Here is an 18,166-nt window from a genome sequence, read left to right as displayed (position 1 = left end):
GAGCGGGCTACGGCTTCCAGGCGAAGAACTGGGAGCCGTAGAGGAAGGCGATGTGCCAGCCGTCCTGGCAGGTGATCTGATCGGCCGGCGGAAGGGTCTGCGGCCACCAGGTGTCGTCGAGCGGGGCCACGTTGGTGGCGATCGACGCGTCGCAGGCGGTGCCGATGGTCACGGGCGTCGGGACACCGAACTGCATGATGGCGTCGCCGGTGTCGCTGTTCTCCTTGATGCGGATCATCTGCGCATCCGCCGGAACCCAGCTCGGGATCTGGATCGTCGCCGAGGAGGCCTGGGCGTCGGCGATCGTCGGGTACAGCTGCGATTCGACCGGCGGCGTGATGGCGCTCGCGAGGGTGCAACCGGACAGCATCGCGACGGTGCCTGCCGCCGCCAATCCGGCGAGAAGTGCTCGTCTTGTCATCGGCAGGTGTTGGTCCTCTCGTGATGGGCATCCGGGTGCAGCGGCTGCCACCGAGCTACAGCGTAGCTGACTGCATACCCCGGTTCCCGCGAGATGGCTCGGAGCGGGGTGCCCTCGGCCTCGTAGTGCTCGCGCGCCCGCGCCTCGTGGCCGGGGGGCGGGAGGCCGCCTGCGCGCACGACCCGCCACCACGGATGCGCGTGGCCGTACCGGCGCAGGATGCTGCCGACGGCCCGGGCGGCGCGGGTGCCGAGCAGCGCGGCTATGTCGCCGTAGCTCAGCACCTGACCGGGTGGGATGGAGTCGACGATCTCGAGCACGTCGTCGACGAACGAGGGTGTGCCTGGGCCGGCATCCCGGCCCGTCGTCACAGCGTCAGGGCGGCGATCGTCTCGCCGTACTGCGTCTCGCCGACCGGCACGAAGCCGATCCGCTCGAAGAAGGCGGCCGGGCCGTCTTCGCCCGCCTCGAACATGACGGTGATGCGGTCGAAGCCGCGCGTGCGCGCCTCGTCGGCCAGCGCGAGCACCGCGAAGCGGCCCACACCGTGCCCCTGGGCGTCGGCGGCCACGTTGATGCGCCAGATGCAGCCGCGGAACACGTCTTCCTCGGCATCCGGATCGAAGTTGCCCATGATGAAGCCGACCACCTCGTCGTCTTCGAGCACGACCCGTGGCCAGGCGGTGGCGGGGTTCACGTAGGCCTCGGCGATGGAGTGCGAGACCGGCGCGACGTACTGCTCCTGGCCCGGCTTCAGCGTCAGCGTGTTGGCCGCGACGATGTTGGACGCCGACAGCTCTTCGAGCCTCAGTTCACTCATGGACACAGGCTAACGGCTGCGTGGGGGAGGCGCCAGCGAGCCGCCCGTTTCCTGGCGGAACGCTCAGAAAGTATCTCGATGTCGAGATACTTGCCAAAGCGGGTAAACTGAACAGCGGCCCATTTCCGGCGGCTGTTGAGGAGCTGAATTGTCCAAGATCAAGGTTGAAGGCACGGTCGTCGAACTAGACGGCGACGAGATGACTCGAATCATCTGGCAGGCCATCAAAGACACACTCATCCACCCGTACCTCGATGTGAACCTCGAGTACTACGACCTCGGCATCGAGCACCGCGACGCCACCGACGACCAGGTCACCATCGACGCGGCGCACGCCATCCAGAAGCACGGTGTGGGCGTCAAGTGCGCCACCATCACGCCCGACGAGGCGCGTGTGGAAGAGTTCGGCCTGAAGAAGATGTGGAAGTCGCCCAACGGCACCATCCGCAACATCCTGGGCGGCGTCATCTTCCGCGAGCCCATCATCATCTCGAACATCCCCCGCCTGGTGCCGGGCTGGAACAAGCCGATCATCATCGGCCGTCACGCCTTCGGCGACCAGTACCGCGCCACCGACTTCGTGTTCAAGGGCAAGGGCAAGCTCACGGTCGAGTTCACCCCCGAAGACGGCTCCGAGCCGATGAAGTTCGAGGTCTACGACGCTCCGGACGACGGCATCGCGCAGGTGCAGTACAACCAGGACGCCTCGATCCGCGACTTCGCGCGCGCTTCGCTGAACTACGGCCTCTCGCGCAACTACCCGGTGTACCTCTCGACGAAGAACACGATCCTCAAGGCCTACGACGGCCGCTTCAAAGACATCTTCCAGGAGATCTTCGAAGCCGAGTTCAAGGAGCAGTTCGACGCGGCCGGCCTCACCTACGAGCACCGTCTCATTGACGACATGGTCGCTTCGGCCATGAAGTGGGAGGGCGGCTACGTCTGGGCCTGCAAGAACTACGACGGCGACGTGCAGTCCGACACCGTGGCACAGGGCTTCGGCTCGCTGGGCCTGATGACCTCGGTGCTGTCGACTCCGGATGGCGCGGTCGTCGAGGCCGAGGCCGCCCACGGTACGGTCACCCGGCATTATCGCCAGCACCAGGCCGGCAAGCCCACGTCGACCAACCCGATCGCCTCGATCTACGCCTGGACCCGTGGGCTCGCCCACCGCGGCAAGCTCGACGGCAACCAGGCCCTGATCGACTTCTCGCTCACCCTCGAAGACGTGGTCATCAAGACCGTCGAGTCGGGCAAGATGACGAAAGACCTGGCGCTGCTGGTGAGCAAGGACCAGCCGTACCAGACGACCGAGGAGTTCCTCGCGACGCTCGACGAGAACCTCAAGGCGCGCATGGCCGCCTAGGCTCCCGCCCGCCGCACGAAGGCCCCCGCTCCGGTTCGCCGGACGGGGGCCTTCGTCATCTCCGTCGTCGCCACGGCATGTGGGAGGGGGGAGGGCGGGTCAGGCGGGAGTGGGGATGCGGGCGCCGGCGGCGAAGACGTGGCGGGGGCGGCCGTCGGGGGTGAGCAGCACGAGGTCGGCGGCGTGGCCGGGGCGGAGGAGGCCGAGGTCGCCGGCGCGACCGAGCGCGCGCGCGGGGGTGGCCGTCAGCGCCGTGACCGCGGCGACGACGTCGATGCCCGAAGCGGCGGTGGCCTCGCGCAGGGCGGCGTCGAGCGTGAGGGTGGAGCCGGCGATCGTGGCGGTGCCGGCGAGCACGGCGCGGCCGTCCGCCACCTCCACGTCGAGCGTGCCGAGACGGTAGTGGCCGTCACGGGAGCCGGCGGCGGCCATCGCGTCGGTGATCAGCGCGATGCGGCCGGGCGCGGCGCCGAAGGCGAGGCGCACGACATCCGGATGCACGTGCACGCCGTCGACGATCAGCTCGAGCACCACGCGCGGGTCGGCCAGCGCGGCGGCCACCGGGCCGGGTTCGCGATGGCCGAGGCCGGGCATCGCGTTGAAGGCGTGCGTGAGAAGGGTGGCGCCGCGGTCGAAGGCCTCCCGGGCCTGCTCCGCACTGGCCTCGGTGTGCCCGACGGCCACCACCACGCCGGCGGCCACGAAGCGGTCGATGGCGTCGAGGCCCCCGGGGAGTTCGGGCGCGATGGTGACCTGCCGCAGGTGGCCGCGGCCGGCCTCGATCAGCCGCGAGACGGCATCCGGGGTCGGAGCGATCAGGAACGACGGATTGTGCGCACCCTTGCGCGACGGTGCCAGGAACGGCCCCTCGAGGTGGGCGCCCAGGACGAGCGGATCGCCTTCGGCCAGCGAAGCGACCGCGCCGAGGCTCTGCTCGAGTGCCGGCAGCGGATTCGCGACCAGCGAGATCACCGAGCGGGTGGTGCCGTGCGCGCGGTGCACGGCGACGGCCGCCGCGATCTCGGCGGCGCCGTCGTCGAAGGAGTGCCCTCCGCCGCCGTGCGCGTGCAGGTCGATGAAGCCCGGCACCAGGCGGAGCCCCGATCCGTCGACCAGGTCGAGCTGGCCCCGCCCGCCGTGCATGCCGATCTCGGCGGCGAGCGCGCGCCATCCGGAGCCCGTCCCCGTCTCGACGATGCGGTCGTCGGAGGCCAGCAGCCAGGCGTCGTCGACGATGCCGCCGGCGTCGACGGACTGCGCCGAGTGCACGATCACCGAGGTGTGCGCGAGGCTCATCGGACGCCCTTCACGAGCGATCGCTCACAGACAGCCTCACCGGAACTCCCGACGCCCCGCGATCACTCCGCTGATCACCGCGACCAGGCCGAACACCAGCGCGATGACCGGCTGCCCCAGCATCAGCCAGGCGAGCGCCGCCGAACCCATGATCACGATCTCGACCAGCGCCTTGCCGAAGGCGTCGATGTGGAACACGGCCTTCGGCGAGCGGAACAGCGCCCACACCACGATCGCGAACAGCGGCGTGACGATGCCGAACGCGATGTTCCACGGGAAGGGCCAGGCCACGAAGCCCCAGAAGGCGAAGGTGAAGAACGCGAACAGCTCCACCACGAATCGGATGACGTCGTTGACGTCGAAGCGGGTGCGCTGGGTCTCTACGTTCACGTCCTCCATGCTAAAGCGTGCCGGCGGCCTGCCGGTCGGTGAAGCCCGTGTTACGGATGTGTAAAGCCCGCGCGCGAATGCGAGAAGGGTCTTGCGGTGAATATGTTCGTAAGCTTTACTAACAAACATGATCAGCCCCCAGGGACGAGTGCTGAGGCCCAGCGCGAAGGTTCTCCCCGAGCACGCGCGCGGCCACAACCGCTCCCTCGTGCTGCAGACGCTCTACCGTGACGGCCGCCGTTCCCGGGCCGACATCGCCCGCGAGACCGGCCTCACGCGGGTCACGGTGAGCGCCCTCGTGGCCGATCTGATCGCCGACGGGCTGGTCGTCGAGCTGGGCCAGCGCGAGGAGACCCGCCCCGGCAAGCCCGCCACCCTGCTCGATCTCGATCGCAGCGCCTTCGTGATCGTGGGGCTCGACCTCTCCGAGCACACCCTCTTCTCCGGCGCCCTGCTCGACCTCGACGGCGCGATCATCGCCCGCGCCGAGGTCGAACTGGCCGGTTCCACCGGCGCCGACGCCGTGGGGAAGGTCGTCGCCCTGACCGAGCGCCTGATCGCCGAGGCCGCCGCCCCCGTGCTCGGCATCGGCGTCGGCTCGCCCGGTGTCGTCGACCTCGGTGGCGTGGTGCTGAGTGCTCCTAACCTCGGCTGGAACGGGATGGCGCTGCAGAGCATCCTGACCGACCGCTTCGAGGTTCCCGTCGTGGTGGCCAACGACGCGAACGCGGCCGTGCTCGCCGAGCACAGCTTCGGCGGGGCCGACAGCGACGCGATGCTGATCCGGATCGGCCACGGTGTCGGCGCCGGCCTCCTGCTCGGCGGCACGCCGCTGTTCGGCAGCCGCTTCGCCGCCGGCGAGATCGGCCACGTGGTCGTGGGCACCGACGGGGGAGCGGTCTGCGCCTGTGGCAAGCGGGGGTGCCTGGAGACATGGCTCAGCATCCCGAACCTGATCGAGCGGCTCGAGGCCTCGCCGGAGGCCGACGCGGAGGCCGTGCTGCGCGAGGCCGGCGAACGGCTCGGCATCGCGCTCGCCCCGGTGGTGGGCGCCCTCGACCTCGGCGAGGTCATCCTGAGCGGTCCCACCGATCTGCTCGACGGCCCGCTGATGGCGGCCACCGCCGAGACCCTCCGCGCGCGCACCATGGCCGAGTTCCACGGCGCACTGACGCTTCGGATGACCGCGCTCGGGCAGGACATCGTGTTGCGCGGCGCCGCCGTCATGGTGCTCTCCGCCCGACTCGGGGTCTCGTAGACCCCGCCCCAGACGCCAGTGCCCAGCTGGCCGCACCACCCCGCATCACCTGCACCACATCCACATCCATCGCCCTAGGAAAGGTAAACACCATGAGGAAGAAGACACTCGCTGTCACCGCCCTCGGAATCACGGCCGTGCTCGCGCTCGCGGGCTGTGCCGGCGGCTCCGGATCGGGCGGCAGCACCGACGCGGCCGGCGACTCGGCCGACATCCGGGTCTGGCTGAACGGCACCGACACCCCGGATGCGGCGCGCGACTACCTGAAGACCACGTTCGAGGCCGATCACCCGGGCTCCACCCTCACCATCGAGGAGCAGTCCTGGACCGGGCTCGTCGACAAGCTGACCACGAACCTCTCGGGGTCGGACAGCCCCGACGTGGTGGAGGTCGGCAACACACAGGCGGCCGCCTTCACCTCGGCCGGCGCCTTCCTGGACCTGACCGACAAGTACGAGGAGCTGGGCGGCGACGACCTGCTCCCCGGCTTCGTCGACGCCGGATCGTACGACGGCGCGTTCTACGCGGCCCCGTACTACTCCGGCGCCCGCCTGGTGTTCTACAAGAAGGACCTGCTCGCGAACGCCGGCCTGACCGTGCCCACCACGCTCGACCAGTACATCTCGAACGGAGTGGCGCTCGCCGCGGCGAACCCCGGCGTCTCGGGAATCTACTTCCCGGGCCAGGACTGGTACAACGCGCTTCCCTACATCTGGGAGAACGGCGGCGAGATCGCCACGCAGGACGGTGACACCTGGACCTCGAGCTTCTCGAGCCCCGAGTCGATCGCCGGCCTGAAGCAGGTGCAGGAAGTGATGACCAAGGCGAGCGTCGCCGCGAAGGACGGCAACGAGACCGACCCGCAGGTTCCGTTCTGCGAGGGCGTCGTCGCGAACCTGTCCGCACCCAGCTGGGTGAAGGGCTCGATCCTGGCTCCGGCCGACGCGGATGCGCCCGGCTGCCCCGACCAGGAGGCCAACCTCGGCGTGTATGCCCTTCCCGGCATGGACGGCGGAGCGGCCCACGTGTTCGCGGGCGGCTCGAACATCGCCGTCTCGGCGAACTCGGCCCATCCTGACCTCGCCACCGACGCGCTGGAGATCATGCTGAGCGACGACTACCAGTCGATCCTCGGCGAGAACGGCCTCGTGCCCGCCAAGATCTCGCTCGCGAGCACCCTCGGCACCGACGACGTCGCCAAGGCGATCGCCGAGGCCGCGGCCAACTCGAAGCTCACGCCCGCCTCACCCAAGTGGGCCGACGTGGAGGCCTCGGGAGCCCTGCAGGACTTCTTCGTGGCCGTGGGCCAGGGCGGCGACGTCGAGCAGCTCGCGAAAGCGCTCGACGAGAAGATCGACGGCATCCTCAACTCGTAGGGCGCCCGACAAGAAATGACGGTGGCCGTGCGCAAACACGGCCACCGTCAGCCCAGATGCCCATCGCCCTAGGAAGGTGGTGAGCACACCTCGATCGTAGTGGGAGGACCTCGCATGACCTCGTCGGTGATGCTGGTGCGCGAGCACGAGTCCGGAGGCGTTCAAGAGCTTCCGCTCTCGCCTCGCGGCAAGAAGAAGCGCGGCCCCTCGCGCGCCAAGGCGGGCCGCTTCACACCCGGCGTTCTGCTGCTGCCGGCGCTGGTGATCCTCGCCGTGGTGATCGGCTGGCCGCTGATCCAGCTGTTCGTCATGTCGTTCCAGGAGTTCGGCCGCGCGCAGGTGTTCGGCGCCGACGCCCCGTTCGTGGGCTTCGACAACTACAGCCGCGTTCTCGGCGACCCGCAGTTCTGGTCCGTGCTGGTGCGCAGCATCCTGTTCTGCCTGGCGAACGTGATCACCGCGATGGTGCTCGGCACCCTCGTGGCGCTGCTCATGCACCGGGTGAACACGTTCTTCAAGGTGCTCGTGAGCGTGGGCCTGCTGCTGGCCTGGGCGATGCCCGCGCTCACCGCCACGATCGTCTGGGGCTGGATGTTCGACACCCAGTACGGCGTGGTGAACTACCTGCTCGAGGCGGTGAGCGGGCAGGACTTCACGAACCACTCCTGGCTGATCGACCCGTTCTCGTTCTTCGTGGTGGCCACCATCATCGTCACCTGGGGTGCCGTGCCGTTCGTGGCGTTCACGATCTTCGCGGGCCTCACACAGGTGCCCGACGAGGTGCTCGAGGCCTCGCAGCTCGACGGCGCCGGGGCCTGGCAGCGCTTCCGGCTGATCATCTTCCCGTACCTGCGCTCGATCTTCGTGGTCGTCATCATCCTGCAGGTGATCTGGGATCTGCGCGTGTTCACGCAGATCTTCGCCCTGCAGGGGATCGGCGGCATCAAGGAGCAGACCTCAACGCTCGGCGTGTACATCTATCAGACCTCGCTCGGCAAGGGCGATTACGGCACGGGCGGCGCGATCGCCGTGATCATGGTGATCATGATGGTCGCGATCTCGATCTTCTACGTGCGCCGCAGCCTCAAGGAGGAGGAATCGTGAGCGCCATCGCCACGCCCCACCGCCGGGTCTCGACCCGCAAACGCACCACCGGCATCCTGCTGGGCGTCGCATCCGTCGTCGTGTTCCTGTTCTCGGTGTTCCCCGTCTACTGGATGGTGAACACCTCCCTGCAGCCGAACAACGAGATCCGCGGCAGCGTGCCCAACTTCATTCCGAAGAGCATCACGATGGCCAACTACGAGACCGTCATCTTCGATCCGGGTCGCGCACCCTTCCTGCCCGCGCTCGGCAACTCGCTGATGGTGACCGTGTCGACCGTGATCATCGCGCTGGTGTTCGCGTTCCTCGCCTCCCTCGCCGTCACGCGCTACCGCTTCAAGAGCCGCAAGACGTTCATCTTCGCCATCCTGATCATCCAGATGATCCCGGCCGAGGCGATGATCGTGTCGACCTACCGCGTGCTCGACGGCTGGGGGCTGCTCAACACGATCGCGGGGCTGACTCTGGTCTACGTGGCCACCGTGCTGCCGTTCACCATCTGGACGCTGCGCGGCTTCGTGAACGGCGTGCCCGTCGAGCTCGAGGAGTCGGCGATGATCGACGGATGCTCGCGCACCGGGGCCTTCTGGCGCATCACGTTCCCGCTGCTCGCGCCCGGCCTCGTGGCCACCGGCGTGTTCGGCTTCATCCAGGCCTGGAACGAGTTCCTGCTCGCCCTCGTCGTCAACTCGCGGCCCGAGATGATGACGCTGCCGGTGTGGCTGCGGACGTTCCAGCAGGTCACCGGCACCACGAACTGGGCCGCCATCATGGCGGGCTCCACGCTGATGGCCATCCCGGTGATCGTGTTCTTCCTGATCGTGCAGGGGCGGATGACCTCCGGCCTCGTGAGCGGGGCGGTGAAGGGATGAGCCGGCGCGACATCCTCGGCACCCTGCTGCCCGGATTCGAGGGGACGGTCTTGCCCGCGTGGGTGGACGGGCTGCTTCGCGAGGGGCTCGGCGGCGTGTGCCTGTTCGGCGAGAACGTGGTCGACACCACGCAGCTGCGCGAGCTGACCGACGCCATCCGGGCCGCGAATCCGGATGCCGTGATCGCCATCGACGAGGAGGGCGGCGACGTCACCCGCCTCTATTACGACCGCGGGGCGCCGTTCCCGGGCAACGCGGTGCTCGGGCGGATCGACGACGTCGCCGCCACACGTGCGGTGGGGGCCGCGGTCGGTGCCGAGTTGCGCGCCGTGGGCGTGAACCTCGACCTGGCTCCGGATGTCGACATCAACTCGAACCCGCTGAACCCCGTGATCGGCGTGCGCAGTTTCGGCGCCGCGCCCGGGCTCGTGTCGCGGCACGGCGCCGCCTGGACGGCAGGGCTCCAGTCGCAGGGCGTCGCCGCCAACCTCAAGCACTTCCCGGGGCACGGCGACACCGCCGAGGACTCCCACCTCGCGCTGCCGAGCGTCGACGTGCCGCTGGAGGTGCTGCGTGCGCGCGAGCTGCAGCCGTTCGCCGCGGCGATCGAGGCGGGCGCACTCACCGTGATGACCAGCCATGTGCTGCTGCCACAGGTCGACCCCGTGCAGCCCGCCACCTTCTCGCCGGCCGTCCTGCAGGGGCTGTTGCGCGGGGAGCTCGGCTTCCGGGGCGTCATCGTGAGCGACGCGCTGGACATGGTGGGGGCGAGCGGAACGATCGGCATCCCGACCGCGGCCGTGCGTGCGCTCGCCGCGGGGTGCGACCTGTTGTGCATCGGCACGAAGAACACGGCGGCGCAGCTCGAGGAGATCCACGACCGCATCGCGGAGGCGCTGGGGTCGGGCGAGCTGCCGGTCGAACGGCTGGCCGACGCGACCGTGCGGTTGCGCAGGCTCGCCGAGGTGCTGCGCGGGTGGGACGACTCGCGGGCGGTCGGCTCGGAGACCGTTCCGGCTCCGGTTCCGGTTCCGGATGCGGCCGGCGTGGCCGCCTCGTTCGCCATGGAGCCGGCCGCCGCACTCGCGCTGAGCGGCCCGGGCTGGGTGCTCGTGCGGGTGGACACGGAGCCGAACAACGCGATCGGCGAGGTTCCGTGGGATCCCTCTCCGGCGCTCGCCGCGGCCGGCGTCGATCTGCCGGTGTTCCCTGTCTCCACGGCCGGGCCGATCGAGCGGATCGATCATATTCCTCCAGCGGCATCCGTTCTGGTGGTCGGGCGGGACAACCAGCGCCGACCCGTGGTCGTGCACCTGATCGACGCGTTGCGCGCCCGCCACGAGCGGGTGGTCACGGTGGATCTCGGCTGGCCGGGCGACGACCCGCGCTATTCGGGGATCGCGACCTACGGCGCATCGGCTCTGGTCGCCGACGCGCTCGCCGCCGCCCTGGCTGAAAGGACCGTGCGCGCATGAGGCTGGGACTGGACATCGGCGGCACCAAGACGGATGCGGTGGCGGTCGACTCCGACGGCACCGTCGTCGAGCGCGTGCGGCTGGCCACGGGTTTCGGGGCGGATGCCGTGATCGCCACGGCGCTGGAGGGCATCCGGCGCATCGCCGACATCACGGGTGTGAGGCCGGCGGAGTTCGAGTCGATCGGCGTGGGCATCCCCGGCCAGGTCGATCCGCACCGCGGGCATGTCTCGCACGCGGTGAACCTCGGCTTCGAGGAGCTCGACGTGGGCGGCCGGCTGTCCGAAGCACTGGCCGCCGAGGCCTCGGATGCCGGGGCGCACGGCTTCGCGGGCGTGGCATCCGTTCGCCGGGTCGAGGTGGAGAACGACGTGACGGCCGCCGCGCTCGGCGCCTACCACCTGATGACGGCGCAGCCGGGGCGCACCGCGCGCTCGATGGCGTATCTCAACCTCGGGACCGGCCTCGCGGCGGGGCTCGTGATCGACGGCGCGCTCTGGCGGGGTGCCCGCGGCACGGCCGGGGAGATCGGGCACATCCCGGTGGATCCGCAGGGCGTGCTCTGCGCGTGCGGTCAGCGCGGCTGCCTCGAAACCGTGGCCTCGGGCTCGGCGATCGCCCGGCAGTGGCCCACGGAGGATCCGATCCCGGTGCGGGCGCTGCTGGCGGCGGCCGAGGCCGGCGACGCGACGGCGGCCGCCATCCGTTCGCTCCTGGTCGAGAACGTGGCCGCCGCCGTGCGGGTACTCGTGCTGACCGTCGACGTGGAGATCGTGATGATCGGCGGCGGGCTCAGCAACCTGGGCGAGTGGCTGCTCGACGCCGTGCGGCGGGTTCTGGCATCCTGGGCGCAGGAGTCGCCCTTCCTGGCCTCGCTCGGACTGCCGGACCGCCTGCAGATCGTACCGGCCGGCTTCCCGGCCGCGGCGGTCGGCGCCGCCCTGGTGGGTGCCCCCCGACAGACAGTGGAGATCGTAGGACATGGCTGAAGTCATCGTGGTGGGCGGTCGCGCCGCCGCCGGAGCGCTCGTCGCCGAGGCGATCGAGCGGCTCGTGGCACAGAAACCGGATGCCGTGCTCGGCCTCGCGACGGGCGACACGCCCCTGCCGGTGTACCGGGCGCTGGCCGAGCGGGTGCGCGGGGGGCTCGACCTCTCGGCGGTGCGCGGCTTCGCGCTGGACGAGTACGTGGGCATCCCGGTGGGGCATCCGCAGAGCTATCACTCGGTGATCGCCGCCGAGGTGGTGCGACCGCTGGGGCTGAATCCGGCCGCCGTGCACGTGCCCGACGGCCGTCAACTCGGCATCGAGACGGCGGGGGAGCGGTACGAAGACGCGATCCTGGCCTCCGGAGGGATCGACCTGCAGATCCTGGGCATCGGCACCGACGGCCACATCGGCTTCAACGAGCCCGGTTCCTCGTTCGCCTCGGTGACGCGGGTCAAGACCCTCACCCGGCAGACCCGGGAGGACAACGCGCGCTTCTTCGACTCGGTCGACGAGGTGCCGGTGCACAGCATCACGCAGGGCCTCGGCACCATCCTGCGGGCGAAGCGCCTCGTGCTGCTGGCCTTCGGCGCCGGCAAGGCGCGCGCGGTGGCGGCTGCCCTGGAGGGCCCGCTCACGGCGAGCGTGCCGGCCTCGGCGATCCAGCTGCACCCGCGGGCCACCGTCGTGATCGACGAGGCCGCCGCCGGCGCCCTCACCGAGCTCGACTACTACCGCGACGCCTTCGCCCAGAAGCCCACCTGGGACCCCGTCATCCTCTGACCGGCGCCGCGAGGACGATGACAGGATCTGCGCGCCCCGGAGACTGACGGAGCGGAGTCCGATTCGTGTAGCTTTCCGGTCTCCGGCGGGGTATACATGGTTCACCCGGGGCGGGCGTGTGTCGCTGGGGGTTCTCGACGAAGGGGATGGGTGCCGGACGTGGCGGCGGGCAAACGGCGGTGAGTGGTTCGGCGAACGACCGCAGCGCCGAGATCGAGAGTGCCCGGGCGGCGCTCATGGTCGGGACGGGGATCGTCGTCATCGGTGAACCCGGTGCCGGGCGCACCCACTTTCTGCGTGCCGTACTCGCCGGGCTCGATCAGGACATCCGCGCCCGGATCTGGGTGGGTGAGGATGCGGAGCGACTGGACGAGGAGCAGGCCGGCCGTCTGGTGCGGGCTGTCACCTCGGGGACCACGCTACCCGTGGTCACGGCCAGCTTGCGGAAACCGCTCCCCGCCGCGCTCGACCGACTCTGCCGGGATGGAACAGTGCGGCGGATAGAGTTACCTCCGCTGTCCGGCACAGCTCTCCTCGAAGCGGTACGCACCTTCCTCGGCGGGGCTCTGGACCCCGCCACGGTGCCGGCATTCGTGCCTCGCCGGGCGGGCGGCGATCTTGTGGTACTGCAAGAAGCCGTCCGGGAGGCCCGTACCAAGGGGGTCCTCGTCGAGACGGAGGCGGGTTGGTGTCTCACCGACGCGATCCCACCGAGCGACGCCTTCCGGCGCCTCGTCCACGCCCGCATCGCGGCGCTCGCCACGATGAGTCCCCGCACGACGCTCATCCTGGACCTGGTCTGCCTCGCTCCCGAGCTCAGTCCATCGCGGGTCGTCGGAGTGATCGAGGAGTTGCGGCACGCGGGCCCAGATCACGACCCGGAGGACGACGGGATCGAGCGCATCAGCGAGGAGCTCGAACGACTCGACGAGGAGGGGATCGTCGACGTGCTCGGGCCCACGGGAAGGCGTCGACTGCGGATCCACGATCCGGTCATCGAGCTCGTGCTGCCGCAGACCATCGGGGTGTTGCGGAGGGAGCGTCTCGTGCGGGCCATCGTCGAGGTGCTCAGCCGGGTGCCGCTGGCGGAGCTCGCGGGCGGTGAGCTCGTGGCGCTGGCCCGCTACAGTCTGCTGCTCGGGCATGCTGTCGACGGCTCGGCACTCACCAGGGCCGCGGCGGCCGCTTTACAGCTCTCGCGCAGCGAACTCTCCCTTCAGCTCGCTTCGGCCGCGGTGAAGCACGGCGGAGGGTTCGATGCGGAGATGACTCTTGCAGCCGCCGAACTGCAGGTCGGCCGTTCCGCACAGGCGCTGGAGCGATTGGAACGGCTCGAGCGGCACGGGGATGCGCACGGACACCGGGGAAGGGCGCTGTCCGATCTGGTGCGGGTCGCGCACGAGCGCATCGAGACGCCGGGTCGCTCCTGGGATCTCCCGACGAATTCACCCGCTGTTGCAGACTCGATCGACCTGGCCTCCATCCTGCGCATCGACTCCACCCGCGAGGCGCTGGAGCGGCACCCGCAGGATGAGGACCTGCCCGACGTGACCGCTGAGATGTTCGAGGGCGAACGGCTCGCAGAGGCCGCCTGGGACGAGGTGCTGTGCGGACGGATTGCCCATGCTCACGAGCTCCTGGACGCCGGCGAGGCAGTTCTCGCCCCCGTGGGGGCGGACATGTCCCGCCTGCAGATGCGTCGTGCCCTCGCAGCTGGACTAGGCGGACGCATCGAGGAGAACATCGAACCGATCCGCCGCCAGCGGGATGCCATGGCTGCGCTCGGCCAAGCGGCGCCCCAAGCGGTCGGCGACTGGCTGCTCGGCGAGTTCCTGCAGGTGGCCGGCCGCGCCCATGAAGCGATCCGGGAGTTCCGTTCCGCGTTGGCGATCCTGGAGCCGATGGGGATCGATCAGGCGGCCTTGATGATCCGAGCCAGGCTCCCCGGGTCGCTCGTTCTGATCGGCGAGCTCGAGGCGGCGTCCGAGGCCCTGCAGCCCGTGCTCGACGCTCCGGACGACGGCTACTACGTGGCCGGTGCGGCACTTCAAGGGCTCGGCTGGCTGGAGGCCGGCCGCGGCAGGATGCCAGAGGCCGTCGACGCTTTCGTGAGGGCCGCCGAGGCTCACGACCGTGCCGGCCATGCCCTCCTCAGCGTGGTGGCGTTGTCCATAGCGGCCCGAGCCGGTGGCGCGCGGGAGGTGATCGACCGCATCGAGGCTCTCGCCGGCGAAGTCGAGGGCGACTACTGCGGCGTCCAGATCCGGCATACGCGGGCCCTGGCGCGGGCCGAGGCGAGCACGGGAGAGGACGCGGGAATCCTGGCTGTGGAGTTCGACGAGGCCGGTAACGCGGCGGTCGTCACCGGACTGCACCTCTTGGCAGCAGAGGCCTTCTCGCACGCCTTCACCCAGTATTCGCGGGTCGGCGACGACCGGGCGGCGGCGGCCTCGTCCCGGCGTGTGGCGGAACAAATGGCGGTCTGCGGGCTCGCCACCTCCCCGTTCCTGCGGGAGCGGGTCGGCGCGATCCTCTCTCGGCGGGAGCGCCAGATCGCCTCCCTCGCCTCGGCGGGAACCAGCAACCGGGAGATCGCAGCGGAGCTCGTGCTCTCGATCCGCACGGTAGAGACCCACCTGCAGCGGATCTACCAGAAGCTGGGCATCCGAAGCCGTGCGGAGCTACCCGCCGCGTCTGCCTCGTGGGCCACACCTCGGTAGAATTGCGCCAAGCCAGAATGAGCGTTGAACCCGGCCGAGCCCGGTTCCTCGTTCGCCTCGGTGACGCGGGTCAAGACCCTCACCCGGCAGACCCGGGAGGACAACGCGCGCTTCTTCGACTCGGTCGACGAGGTGCCGGTGCACTGCATCACGCAGGGCCTCGGCACCATCCTGCGGGCGAAGCGCCTCGTGCTGCTGGCCTTCGGCGCCGGCAAGGCGCGCGCGGTGGCGGCGGCTACTACCGCGACGCCTTCGCCCAGAAGCCCACCTGGGACCCCGTCATCCTCTGACCGTCCGGTCGACGGCTACCGGAAGATGATGGTGCGGGCGCCGTCGAGGAGCACGCGGTCTTCGGCGAACCACTTCACCGCCGTGGTGAGGGTGCGGCTCTCCTCGTCTTGACCGATGGCGACGAGCTCGGCGGGCGTGCGGGTGTGGTCGACGCGCACCACGTTCTGCTCGATGATCGGGCCCTCGTCGAGGTCGCTCGTGACGAAGTGGGCGGTGGCGCCGATCAGCTTCACGCCGCGGGCGTGCGCCTGCTTGTAGGGGTTCGCTCCCTTGAAACCGGGCAGGAAGGAGTGGTGGATGTTGATCAGGCGGCCGGCGAGGCGCTCGCAGAGCTCAGGGGAGATGATCTGCATGTAGCGCGCCAGCACGACCAGCTCGATGTCGTGCTCCTCGACGGCGCGGACGACGCGGTCTTCGAAGGCCGCCTTGGAGGCGGCATCCGTCACCGGGAGCGACTCGAACGGCACGTCGTAGAACTGCGCGAGGTCGCGCAGCGTGCCGTGGTTGGAGAGCACCAGCGGCACCTCCACGGGCAGCTGCCCGGCGCGCTGGCGGAACAGCAGGTCGTTCAGGCAGTGCGCGGCCGTGGAGGCCAGCACGAGGGTGCGCAGCGGGCGGCCCACCACATCGACCTTCCACTGCATGTCGTAACGGGCGGCGACCGGGGCGAGGGCGGCCTCGAAGACCTCGCGACCGGCATCCGCCTCCACCTGCAGGCGCATGAAGAAGCGGCCGGTGTCGGCTGACGAGAACTGCTGGCTCTCGGTGATGTTGCCGCCGGACTCGACCACCGCGCCGCTGACCGCGTGCACGATTCCGGGCAGGTCGGCGCAGACGAAGGTGAGTACCCAGTGATTACGCGGCAACGTCATTCGCTTCTCCTCTTGCAGGCGGATGCCCCTTTGCTAGAATAGCCAGTGGTCGCGCGGTCATCGTTCGGCCACGGGCATGTACGAAGTCGTCGCCGGGCCAGTCACGTCGTGAATCGACGGGGAGGCATCAGCCGAGTAGGCGGTGCAGGGGAGCCGGCGCTTCAGGTCGTCAGGATCGGCACTCGAGCCTCCTCTGTCCGCCGAATTTCGAGTTGTCTTCGAATGGACGCGAACCTCGTGACCACACTCAATCAATCCACAGCCCTGTCCGAGACGGGATCGGTCCCCGTCGTGAAACGCTTCCCCTGGGGTGGGCTCATCGTGCTCGCCACCGCCGTGTTCCTCTCGGTGACCGCCGAGATGATCCCCACCGGCCTGCTGCCGGAGATGAGCAGCGGCCTCGGCGTCTCCGAGTCGCAGGTCGGCCTGCTGATCAGCTTCTTCGCCTTCGCCGTGGTGCTCACCAGCGTGCCGCTGACGTTCCTGTTCCGCCGGGTGCCGAGGCACCTGCTGCTGATGATGGTGCTCGTCGTGATCGCGATCTCGAGCATCGTGGGCGGCCTCGCGCCGAACTTCGAGGTGCTGGTGGTGGCCCGCGTGCTGGGCGGCATGGCCCACGGTGTGTTCTGGGGCGTTGTGGGCGCCTACTCCGCGCACCTCGTGCCGAAGGAGCAGATCGGCCGCGCCGTCGCCATCACCACCGGCGGCGGAACCCTCGCCTTCGTGCTGGGCGTGCCGCTGGCCACGACCGTGGGCCACGCATTCGGATGGCGCGCGCCGTTCATCGGCATCGGCGTGCTGGCGCTGCTCGGCGCCGTCTTCATCCTCCTGCTGCTGCCCCGGGTCGACCATCGCAAGCACCTCGAGGTGTCGACGAACACGGCGGCGATCCGTGCCGAACGACGTCGCGGGCCGCTGGACCCGACCATTCCCGTGGTGGCGCTGATCTGCATCCTGGTCGCCGTCGTCATGATCGGCAACTACTCCTTCTACACCTACATCGCGCCGTTCCTGATCGGCGAGATGGGGGTTCCCGAGGGTCAGATCGGGCTGCTGCTCCTCGTCTACGGCGCCGCCGGCGCAATCGGCGTTCTGACCGCGGGCGCGGTCTTCGGCAAGCGGCCGGCCCGCGGTCTGATGGTGGCGCTCGGGGTGACCGGAGCATCCGTTCTGGCGCTCGCACTGTTCGCGGGCAACCCCGTGATCGCCATCGCGGCCTTCTTCGTGTGGGGAGTGGCGTTCGGCGTCATCCCCACCCTGCTGCCCACGCAGCTGATGCACGAGGCCTCACCGGCCATCCGCGACACCTCGAGCGCCTTCTATTCCACGGCGTTCAACGCGGGCATCGGCCTGGGCGCGCTGGTCGGCGGCTTCTTCCTCGACGCCTTCGGGCTCACCTCGCTGCCGTGGATATACCTGAGCGCCCTCGCCGTCGGCATCGTGCTGCTCGCGGTGACCCCGGCGCTCACCCGCCGGGCGCAGCGGGTCTGACCGGGCTCGGCGGCCCGATCGGGCTCGCCGGGCACAGCCCTCCTGAGGTAGGCTGACCCCGTCGCAACTGGCGTTCAGATGGTTCACCATCGGGAAGCGACGGACAAGGGATTCGGCCGCGCGCCTGGGTCGATACGGATCCCGACACACGTAGTCCGTCACGCCGAAAAGGAGCCCGTCATGTCCGACACCTTCAATGCGCCGCTGAGCGAGGTCGATCCCGAGATCGCCGAAGTGCTGAAGCTCGAGCTCGGCCGTCAGCGCGGCACCCTCGAGATGATCGCCTCGGAGAACTTCGTGCCCCGCGCGGTGCTCGAGTCGCAGGGCTCGGTGCTCACCAACAAGTACGCCGAGGGCTACCCGGGCCGCCGCTACTACGGCGGCTGCGAGTTCGTCGACGTGGCCGAGCAGCTGGCCATCGACCGCGCCAAGTCGCTGTTCGGCGCCGAATACGCGAACGTGCAGCCGCACTCCGGTGCCACGGCCAACGCGGCCGTGCTGAGCGCCATCGCCACCCCCGGCGACACCATCCTGGGCCTCGAGCTCGCGCACGGCGGGCACCTCACCCACGGTATGAAGCTCAACTTCTCGGGCAAGCTCTACAACGCCGTGTCCTACGGCGTCGACCCCGAGACCTTCCTCGT

The 18,166-nt window shown here is 69.7% G+C and carries 16 protein-coding genes, 2 pseudogenes and 1 riboswitch; of the genes and pseudogenes, 12 read left to right on the top strand and 6 right to left on the bottom strand.

Annotated features, from left to right (window positions below; translation table 11 throughout):
• Positions 1–7: 7 nt before the first annotated feature.
• Genes Q0D75_RS11170 through Q0D75_RS11160 form a run of 3 tightly spaced genes read right to left on the bottom strand, consistent with a single transcriptional unit; the run spans position 8 to position 1,241 of the window.
• Entirely contained in the window at positions 8–421 is a 414-nt protein-coding gene (locus tag Q0D75_RS11170) for a hypothetical protein (RefSeq protein WP_291053247.1), read from the bottom strand.
• Positions 418–792 carry an MGMT family protein gene (locus Q0D75_RS11165; protein WP_291053244.1) on the bottom strand — a complete coding sequence of 125 codons (375 nt, stop codon included), beginning with the start codon at positions 790–792 and terminating at the stop codon, positions 418–420. Before Q0D75_RS11165 ends, Q0D75_RS11170 begins: the two co-directional genes overlap by 4 nt.
• Entirely contained in the window at positions 789–1,241 is a 453-nt protein-coding gene (locus Q0D75_RS11160) for a GNAT family N-acetyltransferase (protein WP_291053242.1), read from the bottom strand. Before Q0D75_RS11160 ends, Q0D75_RS11165 begins: the two co-directional genes overlap by 4 nt.
• 148 nt (positions 1,242–1,389) lie before the next feature.
• On the opposite strand from Q0D75_RS11160, the gene Q0D75_RS11155 reads away from it, so the two are divergent.
• Positions 1,390–2,607: an NADP-dependent isocitrate dehydrogenase gene (locus Q0D75_RS11155; RefSeq protein WP_291053239.1), complete on the top strand. Its 1,218-nt coding sequence runs from the start codon at positions 1,390–1,392 to the stop codon at positions 2,605–2,607.
• A gap of 99 nt (positions 2,608–2,706) precedes the next feature.
• On the opposite strand, the gene nagA is transcribed toward Q0D75_RS11155, so the two are convergent.
• Positions 2,707–3,903 (bottom strand): N-acetylglucosamine-6-phosphate deacetylase, encoded by a 1,197-nt coding sequence (gene nagA, locus Q0D75_RS11150; RefSeq protein ID WP_291053236.1) that lies wholly within the window; start codon positions 3,901–3,903, stop codon positions 2,707–2,709.
• A 36-nt stretch (positions 3,904–3,939) separates the two neighbouring features.
• Positions 3,940–4,293 (bottom strand): YrdB family protein, encoded by a 354-nt coding sequence (locus Q0D75_RS11145; protein WP_291053233.1) that lies wholly within the window; start codon positions 4,291–4,293, stop codon positions 3,940–3,942.
• A gap of 127 nt (positions 4,294–4,420) precedes the next feature.
• On the opposite strand from Q0D75_RS11145, the gene Q0D75_RS11140 reads away from it, so the two are divergent.
• From Q0D75_RS11140 to Q0D75_RS11100, 9 genes and pseudogenes are all read left to right on the top strand, one after another.
• Positions 4,421–5,551: an ROK family transcriptional regulator gene (locus tag Q0D75_RS11140; protein ID WP_291053231.1), complete on the top strand. Its 1,131-nt coding sequence runs from the start codon at positions 4,421–4,423 to the stop codon at positions 5,549–5,551.
• A 92-nt stretch (positions 5,552–5,643) separates the two neighbouring features.
• Complete coding sequence (locus Q0D75_RS11135; protein WP_291053229.1) at positions 5,644–6,927, top strand: extracellular solute-binding protein; 1,284 nt, start codon at positions 5,644–5,646, stop codon at positions 6,925–6,927.
• A 114-nt stretch (positions 6,928–7,041) separates the two neighbouring features.
• The gene (locus Q0D75_RS11130; protein WP_291053226.1) at positions 7,042–8,031 is read left to right on the top strand and encodes a sugar ABC transporter permease; all 990 of its coding nucleotides are present in this window, start codon (positions 7,042–7,044) and stop codon (positions 8,029–8,031) included.
• Positions 8,028–8,903 (top strand): carbohydrate ABC transporter permease, encoded by an 876-nt coding sequence (locus Q0D75_RS11125; RefSeq protein WP_366513438.1) that lies wholly within the window; start codon positions 8,028–8,030, stop codon positions 8,901–8,903. Before Q0D75_RS11130 ends, Q0D75_RS11125 begins: the two co-directional genes overlap by 4 nt.
• Positions 8,900–10,378 carry a beta-N-acetylhexosaminidase gene (nagZ, locus tag Q0D75_RS11120; protein WP_291053224.1) on the top strand — a complete coding sequence of 493 codons (1,479 nt, stop codon included), beginning with the start codon at positions 8,900–8,902 and terminating at the stop codon, positions 10,376–10,378. Before Q0D75_RS11125 ends, nagZ begins: the two co-directional genes overlap by 4 nt.
• Complete coding sequence (locus Q0D75_RS11115; protein WP_291053221.1) at positions 10,375–11,367, top strand: ROK family protein; 993 nt, start codon at positions 10,375–10,377, stop codon at positions 11,365–11,367. Before nagZ ends, Q0D75_RS11115 begins: the two co-directional genes overlap by 4 nt.
• Positions 11,360–12,148, top strand: a complete 789-nt coding sequence (locus tag Q0D75_RS11110; protein WP_291053218.1) for a glucosamine-6-phosphate deaminase — start codon at positions 11,360–11,362, stop codon at positions 12,146–12,148. Before Q0D75_RS11115 ends, Q0D75_RS11110 begins: the two co-directional genes overlap by 8 nt.
• A 146-nt stretch (positions 12,149–12,294) precedes the next feature.
• Positions 12,295–14,868: a helix-turn-helix transcriptional regulator gene (locus Q0D75_RS11105; RefSeq protein WP_291053215.1), complete on the top strand. Its 2,574-nt coding sequence runs from the start codon at positions 12,295–12,297 to the stop codon at positions 14,866–14,868.
• A 36-nt stretch (positions 14,869–14,904) separates the two neighbouring features.
• A pseudogene (locus Q0D75_RS11100) lies at positions 14,905–15,105 on the top strand (glucosamine-6-phosphate deaminase); the annotation flags it as partial.
• 68 nt (positions 15,106–15,173) lie between these two features.
• On the opposite strand, the gene purU reads toward Q0D75_RS11100, so the two are convergent.
• Positions 15,174–16,031, bottom strand: coding sequence for a formyltetrahydrofolate deformylase (gene purU / locus Q0D75_RS11095; RefSeq protein ID WP_291053212.1), 858 nt, complete (start codon positions 16,029–16,031; stop codon positions 15,174–15,176).
• Positions 16,032–16,322: 291 nt separating this feature from the next.
• On the opposite strand from purU, the gene Q0D75_RS11090 reads away from it, so the two are divergent.
• Positions 16,323–17,522: an MFS transporter gene (locus Q0D75_RS11090; RefSeq protein WP_291053210.1), complete on the top strand. Its 1,200-nt coding sequence runs from the start codon at positions 16,323–16,325 to the stop codon at positions 17,520–17,522.
• Positions 17,523–17,575: 53 nt separating this feature from the next.
• Positions 17,576–17,659, top strand: a riboswitch (ZMP/ZTP riboswitch).
• Positions 17,660–17,702: 43 nt separating this feature from the next.
• Positions 17,703–18,166, top strand: a pseudogene (locus Q0D75_RS11085) (serine hydroxymethyltransferase); the annotation flags it as partial.

Origin of the sequence: Herbiconiux sp., assembly GCF_023264855.1 — a bacterium.
Classification (GTDB): domain Bacteria; phylum Actinomycetota; class Actinomycetes; order Actinomycetales; family Microbacteriaceae; genus Herbiconiux.
Note: the sequence above shows the minus strand (reverse complement) of the source record. Positions and strands in the feature narration are given on the sequence as shown.

Coding starts and splice junctions, on each gene's coding strand:
- Q0D75_RS11170 (WP_291053247.1), bottom strand. CDS start 421: ATGACAAGACGAGCACTTCTCGCCGGATTGGCGGCGGCAGGCACCGTC.
- Q0D75_RS11160 (WP_291053242.1), bottom strand. CDS start 1,241: ATGAGTGAACTGAGGCTCGAAGAGCTGTCGGCGTCCAACATCGTCGCG.
- nagA (WP_291053236.1), bottom strand. CDS start 3,903: ATGAGCCTCGCGCACACCTCGGTGATCGTGCACTCGGCGCAGTCCGTC.
- Q0D75_RS11140 (WP_291053231.1), top strand. CDS start 4,421: ATGATCAGCCCCCAGGGACGAGTGCTGAGGCCCAGCGCGAAGGTTCTC.
- Q0D75_RS11135 (WP_291053229.1), top strand. CDS start 5,644: ATGAGGAAGAAGACACTCGCTGTCACCGCCCTCGGAATCACGGCCGTG.
- Q0D75_RS11130 (WP_291053226.1), top strand. CDS start 7,042: ATGACCTCGTCGGTGATGCTGGTGCGCGAGCACGAGTCCGGAGGCGTT.
- nagZ (WP_291053224.1), top strand. CDS start 8,900: ATGAGCCGGCGCGACATCCTCGGCACCCTGCTGCCCGGATTCGAGGGG.
- Q0D75_RS11115 (WP_291053221.1), top strand. CDS start 10,375: ATGAGGCTGGGACTGGACATCGGCGGCACCAAGACGGATGCGGTGGCG.
- Q0D75_RS11110 (WP_291053218.1), top strand. CDS start 11,360: ATGGCTGAAGTCATCGTGGTGGGCGGTCGCGCCGCCGCCGGAGCGCTC.
- Q0D75_RS11105 (WP_291053215.1), top strand. CDS start 12,295: ATGGGTGCCGGACGTGGCGGCGGGCAAACGGCGGTGAGTGGTTCGGCG.
- purU (WP_291053212.1), bottom strand. CDS start 16,031: ATGACGTTGCCGCGTAATCACTGGGTACTCACCTTCGTCTGCGCCGAC.